This is a genomic window from Streptomyces sp. NPDC057682, from assembly GCF_042799575.1.
In the GTDB taxonomy this organism is placed as follows: domain Bacteria; phylum Actinomycetota; class Actinomycetes; order Streptomycetales; family Streptomycetaceae; genus Streptomyces.
Map to the genome: position 1 here is coordinate 51,666 of NZ_JBHVIN010000015.1, position 12,338 is coordinate 64,003.

Sequence of the window (12,338 nt, forward strand, 5' to 3'; positions counted from 1 at the left end):
TGCCGCCGGTTCACCCTTCCGGGCACCCGCGGCAGGTGACGGCCAGCACCTCGCCGGCCGCCGCGCTCCAGGGCTCCGGGGACATCCCGACCGGTCGCCTGGCAGGGAAAGGCGCTCGCCCCTGCCGGAGAAGAACGCCCTCAGCGCACCGGCTCCCCACGCAGCGCGACCCACGTCCTCGCCCCCACAATGCCGTCGGCCCTCCAGCCATGGGCCTTCTGGAGCCGCTTCACAGCCGACACCGTGCCCGCCCCGAAGTAGCCGTCCACACCCTTCGGACCCACCGAGTACCCGTGACTCTGAATCAGCAGCGCCTGGATCTCCCTCACCCGGGCTCCCGCATCACCGCGATCGGTGTACGCCGACCCCGAGTAGTAGCCGCAGTACGTACCGTCCACCGACGACTCGCACACCCCCGCCTTTGCCCCGACGGCGAACGCCTCACTCGTCAGACCAACGGGCACCACAGCCCCGGCCAGCACAGCAGCCGCAGCCACCGACAACCCCGCACGCTTCAGCACCAGCACTCCTTCCAGTCCGGCGGGCCCGGCCCGCCACTCGATATAAGTTACGAAGCTATCCCCGCACCGGCCCCGCAGGCGGCATACCGAAGGGGCGCACAAGCGCACCCACACCGCATCACCCGGCGCACACCGCACGCACGTCGACCCACCGGTGCCCGCGACGGCCGCCTTCCCGACCGAACCGTCTCTCAGACATCTCCCCCGCCACGCCCAACCGGCGGTGAAAGCATGGGCACATGACCTACGACGACTACGAAATGGAAGAAGCCGCCGCCCGCGCCCGGCGCCGCGCGCAGGCGCTGCGCGACCAGGCCCGGAAGGCCCAGGAGGACACCATCGCCGAAGGATGGCACATCCTCACCGTCAAGGGTTGTAGCCGGCGTCGCTGACGATCACGATATGCGGGTCCCTGACGACGCGGAAAAACTCTCCAGTCCTTCCCTCGTATGGGTAATGACCACGAAGTCGTCGGCATATCTCACCAGCACCCCCGGAAGGAAAGGACCCGAGGTGCAATCGAAGCCCAGAGGGGTTTGCTTGAGCCGGATGCGGTGAAAGCCGCACGTCCGGTTCTGAGGGGGCCGGGACGCGGAGGCGCCCCGGCTACCCGACCCTTCGTCTTGGTCAGTGCACCTTGGTCGGAGCACATGACCAGACGAAGGCCGCCCCCGCGTCCGGCGAATCCCCAGGTGAGCGACCCAGTTCGAGACACCGTTCGAAGTCCGCGATCACGGACCTCGAGCGAGTCCCTACCAACCCATGTCCTTGGCCACCTCGGCCTGGGCTGCGGCGATCTCTTCCTCGGTGGACTCCATGACGTCCACATCCTCCAAGCGCGCCAGCAGGTCTACGAGAGCCTGCTTCTGAGCCGGGTGCGTGATCGGTACGGTGTGCAGGTCGGTGCTCATCAGCCAGTCGAACAGCACGATCGCGTCAGCACGCCACAGGCGGATATCGACGGTTGGTGTAGACCCCCAGGGGAACCCAGTTTCCATATGAGCATCTTGCCAGGTCAGCGAGCTGTGGCGCATCACAGATCAACGATCACGCGGCTGCCTGCCCAACCTTCGGCGTCGGGTCCGGAAGAAAAAGAACAAGCTGAGTGACGCCGCCAGCTACCGCATGAGACATCGGCGCAGCCGCCCTGGATGCCGGACCAGGCGATCTGCTGACGCGCCTCGCGCCGTATCTGATTGAATGCGGCCCAGCCAGCCGTCCGTCACCGGGAGACCCGTATGCGTCGAACGCTCGCTGTGACCGCCCTCGCTGTCGGACTGCTGCTCGTCGGGTGCTCGGAGGAGTCGGAGCCGATCACCGGGGAGTGGGTCGCGGACGGGCCGCAGCCGTCGGGGTTCTCCGACTTCGCGGACCTGGCGATGATCCGCGTCGACAAGGACGGCAAGGCCATACTCGGTACGTCGCCGATGAGGCTGTGCGGGGACGCGAAGGTGACTGCCAAGGACGAGGGCGACGGCTTGGAGTACCGCATCGCGTTCAGTTCCGCGTGTATCACGGTCAACGTTCCGGTGAGCCTGGAGGTCGTGGTCGACGGGGACACCATGGAAGCGACTCCCACGGGCCTGCAGGGCGGGAAGCCCTTCCGCTTCCGGCGTGCCGATTGATCGATTCCAGACCCGTGTCCGCCCCTTGCGCTGTCCGTACCTGGGGAGAGCGTTGGGCCTGTTCTTCCAGGGGCAGGTGCCGGTCGGCCCGTCCGGCGGGTGCGGGGGCTCGGCCGCGATGTACGTCGCGGACCTTCCCGCGTAGCCGTCGTGGCGGCGGGTCAGAGTCCGATGGTGGATTTGGGGCCCATGTAGGACCCGGCCCCGGGGAACGATTCACGGCACAGGGTGACGAACCGGTGGGTGAAGCCGAGCCGGTGCAGGTCGTCCAGGTCGATGAACGCGACGGCGCGGATCGGATGTGTCTCCGCCTCGGCGTGGGTGTTCCCGAGGGTTCCTCCGGACCGGTGGACCTCGAACGTCATGTGGACGATGTTCGCCTCGGTGTTGTCGCACACGTATAGCAACCGGCCGACCCGGACTGTCAGGCCGGTTTCCTCGCGTATTTCCCTGATCAGGGCGTTGCCCAGGGATTCGCCGTTCTCGACCTTTCCGCCGGGCAGCGACCAGGTCCTCTTCCCGCCGGTGTCCGGGTCCTGGTCCAGGAGCAGGATCCTGCTCTTCTCGATCAGGATGCCGGTTACGCGCGTGTCCATTCCGTGAAGCTACCGCCTGGGCCGGGACCAGCGGTGCAGGATCAGCACACGCGAGGCGGCGGACACCCGGCGCAGGCCCGCAGCATGCGCACGGTCACCTCGTGGGGTCCCTGATTCCGCGAGCGAAGCAGTCCCTCTTCCACGGATCGTCCATCAGCATCATCAGCGTCGGCTCGCCCTGTTCGGAGCGGGCAGGATTAGCCCACCAGCCGCCGATGTGCTGCACGTCGTCGGCACGGCTGACGAGATGGGCCTTGAGCGTTGCTTCGTCGGTCAGGTCGGCCGCCTGCCTCACTTTCCCGCGTATGCGTGGAATTCGGCCGCCTTGCCCTGCTCATGGCCGGTGTCCACCGGAACGCTCCGGTCGTCGTTCTCCTTGCCGTGGAATGCCGCGTACGCGGCATTGCACGCATCCGCCACACCTGACCCGCTGCCCGACCCGGAGCCGACCATCTGGCGCAGATCGTCGAAGTTACTGATCCCGAAGAACGCGAGGAGCGCGACGGTCGAGGCACCTATGCCCAAGTACACGCGAAGCCGACTGCCCGTCAGCTCTCTCCGCTCGCCCCGTCCGCTGTCCGCCCCCGGCACTCGTCGTTTCCCTCGCTGCTTCAACGTGCGGAGGACAACATACAGGCGGAGCCGGTCACCTGTGGAGCTGGCGGGCTCACCCCTCACGGAGCCTCGCCTACCGCTGACGGCGCCGCCAACTCGGCGCCGCAGCTCTGGCGTTGGGAGGAGCTTTCCTGTGCCACGACATCCGAGCCGGCATGACGCCGTGGCACACGGTCCGCACTCTGTGCGATGCCTGATCCGGGCCGTCGCGAACAGTCTGCGGGCCGAGGGCGGGAAGGCGCATACCAGCGGACTGCAACGCGGATGCGGACACCCGCGAATCGAGTTGGCATATTCGAATGGAATAGACAAAACGCGCCGCCTTCAGAATTCGCGCATATAAAGGGCGTACCGAATTTTTCCTTTCAGGGAGGCGTTATGCCGTACGGTTCGATCGTGGGTCCCGGGAGCACACTGGCCGCCACGGGCGTGGCGACCGGTCAGGTGTGGCTGGTGGCTGTCAGCGCTATCGCCGTACTCGTCGGTGCGATCACGGTCAGAATGTCCTTCAGGCGTGGCAAGGGTCCGGTCGAGCAGTGACCTCGACCACGGAATTCCCGGGCGGCGCGGGGCAGTCCGCGCGCGAAACGGAATTCGGCGGATGCGTTCCGAAGCGCTGGCCGGGGGTGGCACCGTTGCCCAGGGCCTGGCATGTCTCCTCCCTTGGCGTGATTCTGCTGGGCGCTGTCCCCCTGACGGCTTTCCTTGCCTGGGCGGTCGCGCACATCTACAGCGTGGTTGCCGCCCTCGTCGGCGGGGACACCGGAATGACCCTGCCGTGGCTCGTATCGTTCCTTCTGCTGTGGTGGGTCCCTCTGTCCTGGCTGGAAAGGCCCCACACCACCTCGCCCGAGGCCCAGACCGCCCTGGACGAGCTGGTGGTCACCGTGCAGATCCCGGTCTTCAACGAAGATCCCGGAGCGTTGCGCGGATGCCTTCACTCGTTGCTCGTCCAGACCCGCCCCGTGAACCGGATCCGGGTCGTCGACGACGGTTCCGTCCACGATGACGGTTCACCCATGACCTACCGTGATGTCCGGACGGAGCTCTTCGAACGGGCGGCCGCCCGTGGCGTTGAAGTGACCTGGGACCGCACCTGCAACCGGGGCAAGCGCTATGCCCAGATGCACGTCCTGGCCGATGACGACGCCGACATCTTCGTCACCCTGGACAGCGATTCGCTTCTCGACCCCGAGGCAATCGCCGAAGGCCTCAAGCCGTTCGCTGACCCCAAAGTCACCTCCGTTGCGGGTCAGGTGGTCGTCCTCAACCACGACGCGAACGCCCTGACCCGGATGACCAACCTGCTCTACCTTCCCTTCACCCGCGGGCTGCGCTCCGCACAGTCGGTACTGGGCCGCGTCACCATCAACTCCGGCACCCTCGCCTTCTACCGTTCAGGCATCGTCAGGCAGGCAGCGGGCGCCTACGAGAACGAGACGTTCCGGGGCCGGCCCATCCAGATGAACGATGACTCCATGCTCACGTTCTACGCACTGCTCGCCGGTGACACCGTCCACCAGCCCTCCTCCCTGGTGTTCACCCTCACCCCCGAGCGCTGGTCGCACTACCTTCACCAGCAGATGCGCTGGATGCGAGGCACGACCGTGCGCCACCTTTGGTGGCTGAGATACATGCCGCTGAACGGCATCGTCTTCTGGAGCACCCTTGCCGAGTACGCCCACATCGCCCTCGGAATCGCCATCCCCATCACAGTGCTCGCCAATTCCGATCTGCGCGGCCACGCTGGGACGCTAGTTGCCGCCAGTGTCGTTATCGGCACCGTAATGAGCTACCTGATGGCCCTGCGCCTGTTCACGGTTCACCGCAGCGATATGCGGCTGCGCCAGATGCTGTTGCTCTTTGCCCTGGCCCCGCTTGCCGCGGCATGGCGGGGGCTTGTGCTTCGGCCTCTGTATTTCTACGCAATGGCTACCTGCCACCGCGTCAACCGCTGGGGCACCCGAGCCCGCATCGAAGTGGCACTGAACCAGCAGACGTGCACCGTCACCTCGAAGGGGCCTTGAGCCGACTGTTGTTCAACCCCGGCAATGGGATTTCCGGGCCGCGTTCACCGCGGCGGGTGTCCTACGACACGGCGCCGGCCGCCGTGTCGTAGGACACCCGCCGGTCCGTGCGGACGATGAGGACTGCGGAGGTGTCATCGTCGAGGCTGTGGCCGCTGTAGCGGACCAGGTCCTGGTTGAGAAGGGGCGCGACCTCCTCCGCCGGAACCAGCGCCCACTGAGCCAGGCGCTCCGCCAGCGGGTAGAACTCCCCCATGGGGTCCCGTGTCTCGCTGACGCCGTCGGTGTACATCAGCATCCGGTCGCCGGGCTCGAACGGCGTCTGCGTCACCTCGTACGCGTCATCGGCCGCGACCCCCAGGTTCACCGGCAGTGAGGACGTGACGGCCAGGGTGACGGTCCGTCCGTGATGCTGCAGCAGCGGTGGCGGGTGGCCGCAGCTGAGCACCCGGATGACGGGTTCGTCGTCGGGGATCTCCACCAGGAGCACGGTGGCGAACCGGTGCGCGGAGGCGGCGACCGTGTCCCGCTCCTCGAAGCGGACCATGCTCAGCTCCAGCCGGGCGGCGATCTCCGGGAGCGTGGCTGCGGTGTAGGCGGACTCGCGGAACGAGCCGAGCAAAACCTCCGCCGCGTCCAGCGCTTCCAGTCCCTTGCCCTGGACGTCACCCAGGATCAGCCGCACCGCCCCGGGCGTCTTGAGGGCCTTGTAGAAGTCGCCGCCCACCCGGGCCCCGGTCGCCGAGGACTGGTACAGCAGATGCAGATCGATCGTTCCGAGCCGGGCGGGCATCGGGCGCAGCACCGCCCGCTGCGCCGCGTCGGCGACGAGGTGGAGGGTTCGCAGCTGCTTCTCGCGGGTGGTGCGCAGGTAGGCGGAGACGGCCGAGGCGGCGGTGATGATCAGGAGCAGCGCCGCCTGGAAGGCCACGGGTTCGGAGAACACTTCCAGGTCACGTGACCCGGCCAGGAACGCCACGACCACCATGGTGAGCAGGCCGATGCCCGTTGTTGCCCGCCACCCCCACGTGCTGGCCGCCAGCGGTGGTGCTGCGTACAGCAGCCGGTCGAAGCGTTCGACGTCCGGGCCCATCAGGTCGGCGACGGCCCCGGCGGCAAGCAGGACGAACGGCAGGGACCTGCCTGCCGCGCGCAGGATGCGCTGGCGCTGTGGCAGCCGGTGAAGTCGGAGCACCCGATCAGCGTCCCATCGGTGTTCGTTCGTCACCTCGGGGCGGTGAGCGGCAGTGCCCGAAAGCTACCCGAGCGGTGGTGCTGACTGGTGGATCCTCCTCGGCGCGGCCGGTGTTCTACGACACCGGGCCGGCAGGAGTGCCGTGGGACACTGCCCCGGCGGGATCTCGCCTGTCGGCGGCAGGGAGGATGGCTGTGCCGGGTCCTTGGACGGTGAGCCGCCATGGCCTGCTCCTGGCTCGCGGGTTCTGTCCCGGGCTGCGGGTTACGCCTGTTGTGCCTGGAGCATCCAGGAGTGCTTCTCCAGCTCTGTGGTGATTCCGATCAGCATGTCCTGGGTGACCGGTTCGGCCTCGGTGTGGATGATGTTCTCGCGGAAGCGGGCCGTGATGATGGCCAGGGCGTTCACCATGTGCGTGACCACCTCGTTCACGGGCACGTAGCGCAGGTCCAGCTGGGGCAGCTCGGCTGCGGCGATGGTCACCGGGCGCCCGTCGGGGACGACGCCGATCGCGGCCGCCCTCTCGGCGACGTCGTCGGCGCCGGTGCGTGCTGATTCCACGATTTCGTCGAGGTGAAGGTGCAGGGAGCGGAATCCTCCGCCCACGACGGTCCAGTGGGCCTGCTTGCTCTGGAGCGAGAGGTCCTGGAGGTCGGTCAGTGCGCTCTGCAGCGCCTGACCTGCGGTCTTGCGCTGGTCATCGGTGATCGTGGCGGTAATCCTCATGGTGCTGTCCTTGAGTATCGGCGTTTCGGTCATGACAGGACCTTGCCCGCAGATGTCCGCTTTACCCAAAATTGCCATGTAATGCATGTCTCAGTTGGATCTCTTTGAGATGGCGTCAGCGAGAGGCGGACCCGGACTGCAGGTGGGCGTTCGCCCGGCCCTTGCGACGCGAGCGGTCCAGCGGGAAGGGATTGATCAGCAGCGAACCGGAGTTGGCTTCCAGGTGGAAGTCGTTGAACGTCCGCAGCACGGTCTCGCAGTGAGCCTGTGTGCTCTTGGCGTATTTCTTCCCGACGGTCGGCTTGCCGGTCACCGGGTTCGGTGTCCCGGGTGCGGGCTTGCCTGCCGGGCGAGCCGGCGGGTTCGCGTACGGTCTTCCGCGGTGACGCCAGTGCACCCGAACCGGCTTGTCCGCCAGTTGCATCCACAGCATGAAGTCGCGGGCATCCGTCCGGGTCGCCCTGTCCCACTCGATGCCGAGGACCCACAGGAACCGCCACCACCGCAGCAGATCATTCCCGTACGACCGCAGAGTCGTGGCGGGGGTGTGGCTCGCGAGCAGATCCGTGAAGTACAACGCCACAGGCTGGACTGGACCGCCAGCGGGGTCCAGGAGTCGGTACGGCTCCCACGGATCACCCGTCTCATACAGCTTGCCGCTCTCAGACAGCACGAACGTCGACAGATCCCTCCCGGGACCTCTTGTTTCAGGCACCCCGGGAAGCTAGCAGAAAAGGCCACTGACCTGCGAAAACGCCATTGTTAGTTCAGTCAACGAGCCGTACACCCGGCCGCGCAGCAGCTGCTCGTCATCGGCGTTCATCGGGCCGGCCTCCCAGCCACCACCGACAGCGGAAGGCCGGCGGCGACCGGAGTCCGGACTCTCCCGTCCTGCGGGAGAGGCCGGAGGAATCTTCCCGCCCGGCGGGGACCAGGCGCAGGGCTGTGTCCTTCTCCGCATGGTCCCCGCCGGGATGTCCGCCCGGGGTTGCCCGCCTCAGCCCACCCCGGCCGGGGTGGGCAAGCCGTCGTACGAGGGTGGATTGCCCAGGCCCCGCCTCCTCGTCAGATGTCGGAACTTGCCACGGCCGGTTCGGCACGCATCTGTGGGAGGGCCGCGCGCACCGTGCGCGCCGCGGTGTCGTACGCGGCCGCCTGCCGGCCGTCAGTGACGGGGATCGGGCGTAGCCACTGCGGGTCGCGGTCCGGGGCGGGCAGACGCCCCAGGACCTGGACGTGCTGGCGGGCCAGTGCCTCGTCGGTTACCCACACATATTCATGGCAGGCCGCGCGCATGGCGTGGGTCGGCTCGATGAGGATGTGCCCGAGCAGGGGCCAGCGAAGTTCCGTTTGGCGGCGTGCGAATGCGCACCAGTGCTGTGCAATCTGGTCCGGTGTCCGCGGCAGCACGCGCTGGGCTCGCTGGCCGCCGTCGATGACCCACTGCACGTCGGCCGGCTCCACCGGATTGTCCTGAGTCACCTCGACGTAGACGTCCGCGAGGTCGGGCAGGCTGCCGAACGCCGCGATGAGCAGCACCCGGTCGTACGCCGCGCGGCACGACTTCACAGCCTCGGCGATGCCTTGCCCACGCAGGGTACGTGCCTCGATGCGGTCCAGCCGGTCTGCGCCGTCGACGGCGCAGACCGGCTGCGGGGCACCGGGAGCGAGGGGCACGGAGAGCTTCCTGCGGTTGGGCATCCGGACGGGCTCGTAACGGATGACGACGACGCGCTCGCCTGATCGGGCCCAGCTGAGCCCGAGGCCGTCGGCAACCAGGGCAGTCAGGACCACGTCGCCGGTGATCCCGATGACCCGTGCGGGCTCCAGGACCACAGGCCGGGCGGGGCGGCTGGCCTGCTGGTAGGTGACGACTGCCGTCTCGGCCCGGTTGCGGATCCGGCGCTTGGCGCCGTTGCTGCCATCCTTGACCATGCTGGTGTCCAGGCTGAGACCCACGCCCTTCAGCCTGAACGCCTCCCTCGAAGGTGATGCAGTTCAGGTCCGGGCCCCAGCGCGGTTCGCGCGGAGCCTTCTCCTCCCGGCAGTGCAGGACCGGCGTGGGCGGGCTCTGCGGCGGATCGAGGAATGCGTACGGGACTTGCCGTACCGACCGTAGCGACGCGCAGAGCCGGGCCTCAACCCGGCAGGGCCGAAACCACCCGGTTAGCCCACGGTGACAGGCTCGCCGTCCCCGCTCCGCGGCTTGCCCAGGCCGCCTTTGGGCTTGCCAGCGCCTACCGGCGGCGCCCGAACAGCCCGCGCGGCTTCACGGCCGGCGCTTCGGCCGCCGCGCGTTCGGCTTCCTCCGCCAGGCGGCGCGCGACGCTCTCAGCCTCCGCGCGTACTCCGCGCACGATCCCCACAGCCCGTCCCACTGGCCGTACCCACGAGAACCCCGCGGTTACCTGCCAGCGTTCGTTGGTGAGCTTCGTCCCGCACTGGCGCAGCCTTGCGTTCCGCCTGCCGCCGGCGGGACTGCTCCTCCGGCACCCGGTAGAGCCGCTCGCCGTCCGGGTTGTCCAGTTCCCTGTTGAATCAGCATGTTGAAACTGATCAAGAGGGGTGTCTCACCGAGTGAGTTGGCGTGTGTTTTGGGTGCCGCGAGATGCGGTGCGAGGTGGCGTACGGAAGGCCGTGCTGGAGGGGTGGGCAGACCTGTCGGCCCGCGAAGACGCATGGGAGTACGGGCTGGCGATCCAATCTTCCTGTCTCCGGATTACCGGGTGGATCCGATTCTGGGGCTGTATGGGCAGTCCTCTGGCAGCACTTCGCCCCGCCGCATAACGGCGGGCGAAGTATCAGGGCCCGAGATTAGCCAACGGCGTCGGGTGATCCTGTCCGGCCCCGCTGTCGTCGGGTCAGCCGAAGTCGAACTGCCGGGTCCCCAGGACCTCGTTGACCGCCGCCTCCGCCCGGAGTTCGTCCGGCGCCGGCTGCACCGCCTTCTTCTGCTTCATGCCAGTGACCGTAGGGCAGGTGAGGCGCATTGCCACGGAGAGGGGCCACCCGGGTTTCGGGAACTGGTGGGCGTGCCCGGCCTTGGTCTCGCCCCCTCCGGGAGTCACGGTGACGCCCCCTGGGGCGTATGTGCGAACACATCTTTGCGCCGGGCGTTGCGTTTGAATCGGAGGAAAGCACCTTTTCTCCTCTCTGGGAAGTCACATGCGCATTCATGCCCGTCTGGCCGCGGCCCTGGCTGCCGGCGCCGCTCTCACGACCTTGGCGGCCCCTTCGGCGTTCGCCGCTCCCGTCGACACCGCTCCCGTCGACTCCTCCGCGCCCGACGTCGACCCCGCCGGCACCTCACCCTCCGCGCCCGGGTCCGAAGGGGCCGAGAGTTTCCCCGACCCGTCCCAGACCGGAGGCGTCGACTTCTCCAAGCTCAGCAAGATGGAGAGGCTCTCGTTCACCAGCCCGGCGGAGCTGGAGTACCGCCTCAGGGACGGACTCATCACTAGGGAGGAATTCGACGAGGCGATGCGCCTCATGGAGCAGCGGGAGGACGCGAATAGGCCGCCGGAGGAGAGCGCTCCCTACCACTGCACCGTGGACGGCAAGCCCGTTGCCCTCCAGGACGGGAAGGTCGAAGGGACCCAGCGGGACGAAACGATCCGCTGCTTCGGCACCGAGGGTGTGCGCGTGATCGACGGCGGTGCCGGACGCGACAAGATCATCCTGGAGTCGGGTATGAAGGGCGTCACCGTTCTCGGCGGCGACGGAAACGACGAGATCACAGTCCAGGGGACGTTGTCAGGACATCCCGGCGCCGAAAGCGTCATCAGCGGCGGTGAAGGCGACGACCGGATCACCATCGAGAAGATGGACGGCAAGAACATCCAGATCTCGGGCGACCAGGGGGACGACACCCTCGTCGTGAAGGGCGCCAACACCGGCCGTCTGGACGGAGGTGACGGCGCGGACTCCCTCTACGTGCACACCAATGAAGGAGAAGTCCTCGGAGGAAGCGGCAACGACCGCATCGAGGGGTACACGGACACCCGGGCCGAAGAGGCCAAGGGGTGGATGGCGGTGGGCGCAGGATCTCGTGCCGAGGGCGGTGACGGATACGACATCTGCCTCTTCCTCGGAGCAGAATCGGTCCCGAGCTGCGAAAACAACATCTGGACCGGGAGCAACAAGGTGCAGCGCAAGCCCGTCAACTACTCCGACTACGAGCTCATGCTCGGATACCAGAAGCGCCGATGAGCGCAGCGGCGGATACGCGGCCCGCAGCCGCCGATGCCTACTCCATCGCGCCGGCTGCGGGCCCCGACGCCCGAACGGGCAACTGACCTGCCGCCCCCGGGATGAAGTGCTTGGCGCCGTAGACCCGGCCGCGCAGCAACTCCTCATCCCTGTCCGTGCGTCTCAGCTTCCCAGCCGCCACCGGCAGCCGGCGTGTACCCATCGCGTCTGCCCGCCGCCGGCGTGCCCGGCTCAGCGGCACAGGCGGGAGAGCCAGCCGGTTGCCTTCTGCTCGGGCACGGCCTGGTCCTGCTCCTGGTCGCGCTCCTCCCGCCGGGGGCTCGCACCCCAGGCCCGGTCCGAGTCGGCCTCGAACCGCTGGTCGCAGTCCCCGCACAGAGACGGGCGCTTCGCCGGGGAAGCTTCGGACACGCTCGACGCGCCGGTCTCCGACGTGGGTCTACTCGTGACCGCCTACGCGGTGGCTGCCGTACTCACAGGCCCAGCGCTGGCGCTGCTGACCGCGCTGGCCGGCCTCGGTTCGATGACCCTGCTCGCGTTCGCGGTGTCGCTTGTGCTGACTGCTCGGGTGAAGCCCCGATGCCGTGTCGCGGACAGCCCGTCGTCCGATCCGCGGTCCGCGGGAGCCCAGTAGGCCTCCCCGGACGTCGCACGGCTACTGGCGGCGGCTCCCCGAATGAACGGCGGCATGCAGGACCCGAAGTTGCTCCGGGTCCTGCATGCGTTGCCAGTTCCCCGTGCGGGCGGCAGAGATGCCGGACCGGCCACGAGTTCGTCACGGCGGCCGCGAGACGCCCGTCACGCTCACCCGGTCGACCCCTCCG

Annotated in this window: 14 protein-coding genes; 4 read left to right on the forward strand and 10 right to left on the reverse strand. The window is 67.9% G+C overall.

The features are described from left to right. Positions 1-140 precede the first annotated feature (140 nt). On the reverse strand, positions 141-521 hold the full coding sequence (locus ACFVDM_RS26055; protein WP_383644801.1) for a peptidoglycan-binding protein: 381 nt from the start codon (positions 519-521) through the stop codon (positions 141-143). A 239-nt stretch (positions 522-760) separates the two neighbouring features. Between ACFVDM_RS26055 and ACFVDM_RS26060 the strand changes: the two genes are divergently transcribed. Beyond that, positions 761-913: a hypothetical protein gene (locus ACFVDM_RS26060; protein WP_383644804.1), complete on the forward strand. Its 153-nt coding sequence runs from the start codon at positions 761-763 to the stop codon at positions 911-913. Between the two features lie 360 nt (positions 914-1,273). Here ACFVDM_RS26060 and ACFVDM_RS26065 read toward each other — a convergent pair whose 3' ends face one another. Then, a complete protein-coding gene (locus tag ACFVDM_RS26065; protein ID WP_383645438.1) occupies positions 1,274-1,555 on the reverse strand; it encodes a hypothetical protein in 282 nt (93 codons plus the stop codon). Between the two features lie 204 nt (positions 1,556-1,759). Here ACFVDM_RS26065 and ACFVDM_RS26070 point away from each other — a divergent pair, with 204 nt between their 5' ends. Next, entirely contained in the window at positions 1,760-2,146 is a 387-nt protein-coding gene (locus tag ACFVDM_RS26070; RefSeq protein ID WP_383644807.1) for a hypothetical protein, read from the forward strand. 161 nt (positions 2,147-2,307) lie between these two features. Here ACFVDM_RS26070 and ACFVDM_RS26075 read toward each other — a convergent pair whose 3' ends face one another. From ACFVDM_RS26075 to ACFVDM_RS26085, 3 genes are all read right to left on the reverse strand, one after another. Further along, positions 2,308-2,742, reverse strand: a complete 435-nt coding sequence (locus ACFVDM_RS26075) for an NUDIX domain-containing protein (protein WP_383644810.1) — start codon at positions 2,740-2,742, stop codon at positions 2,308-2,310. Positions 2,743-2,836: 94 nt separating this feature from the next. Further along, the gene (locus ACFVDM_RS26080; protein WP_383644813.1) at positions 2,837-3,037 is read right to left on the reverse strand and encodes a hypothetical protein; all 201 of its coding nucleotides are present in this window, start codon (positions 3,035-3,037) and stop codon (positions 2,837-2,839) included. Continuing rightward, entirely contained in the window at positions 3,034-3,273 is a 240-nt protein-coding gene (locus ACFVDM_RS26085; RefSeq protein WP_383644816.1) for a hypothetical protein, read from the reverse strand. Before ACFVDM_RS26085 ends, ACFVDM_RS26080 begins: the two co-directional genes overlap by 4 nt. Before the next feature lie 620 nt (positions 3,274-3,893). On the opposite strand from ACFVDM_RS26085, the gene ACFVDM_RS26090 reads away from it, so the two are divergent. After that, complete coding sequence (locus ACFVDM_RS26090) at positions 3,894-5,384, forward strand: glycosyltransferase (RefSeq protein ID WP_383644819.1); 1,491 nt, start codon at positions 3,894-3,896, stop codon at positions 5,382-5,384. 61 nt (positions 5,385-5,445) lie between these two features. Here ACFVDM_RS26090 and ACFVDM_RS26095 read toward each other — a convergent pair whose 3' ends face one another. The 4 genes from ACFVDM_RS26095 to ACFVDM_RS26110 all read right to left on the reverse strand — a co-directional run bounded on the left by ACFVDM_RS26095 (position 5,446) and on the right by ACFVDM_RS26110 (position 9,264). Further along, on the reverse strand, positions 5,446-6,579 hold the full coding sequence (locus tag ACFVDM_RS26095) for a PP2C family protein-serine/threonine phosphatase (protein WP_383644822.1): 1,134 nt from the start codon (positions 6,577-6,579) through the stop codon (positions 5,446-5,448). Positions 6,580-6,843: 264 nt separating this feature from the next. After that, a complete protein-coding gene (locus tag ACFVDM_RS26100) occupies positions 6,844-7,305 on the reverse strand; it encodes a Dps family protein (RefSeq protein WP_383644825.1) in 462 nt (153 codons plus the stop codon). Between the two features lie 115 nt (positions 7,306-7,420). Then, the gene (locus ACFVDM_RS26105; protein WP_383644828.1) at positions 7,421-7,978 is read right to left on the reverse strand and encodes a hypothetical protein; all 558 of its coding nucleotides are present in this window, start codon (positions 7,976-7,978) and stop codon (positions 7,421-7,423) included. A 392-nt stretch (positions 7,979-8,370) separates the two neighbouring features. Continuing rightward, positions 8,371-9,264 carry a hypothetical protein gene (locus ACFVDM_RS26110; protein ID WP_383644831.1) on the reverse strand — a complete coding sequence of 298 codons (894 nt, stop codon included), beginning with the start codon at positions 9,262-9,264 and terminating at the stop codon, positions 8,371-8,373. Between the two features lie 1,206 nt (positions 9,265-10,470). Here ACFVDM_RS26110 and ACFVDM_RS26115 point away from each other — a divergent pair. Continuing rightward, positions 10,471-11,514, forward strand: coding sequence for a hypothetical protein (locus ACFVDM_RS26115; protein WP_383644834.1), 1,044 nt, complete (start codon positions 10,471-10,473; stop codon positions 11,512-11,514). A gap of 231 nt (positions 11,515-11,745) precedes the next feature. Here ACFVDM_RS26115 and ACFVDM_RS26120 read toward each other — a convergent pair whose 3' ends face one another. Beyond that, on the reverse strand, positions 11,746-11,925 hold the full coding sequence (locus tag ACFVDM_RS26120; RefSeq protein ID WP_383644837.1) for a hypothetical protein: 180 nt from the start codon (positions 11,923-11,925) through the stop codon (positions 11,746-11,748). Positions 11,926-12,338 lie beyond the last annotated feature (413 nt).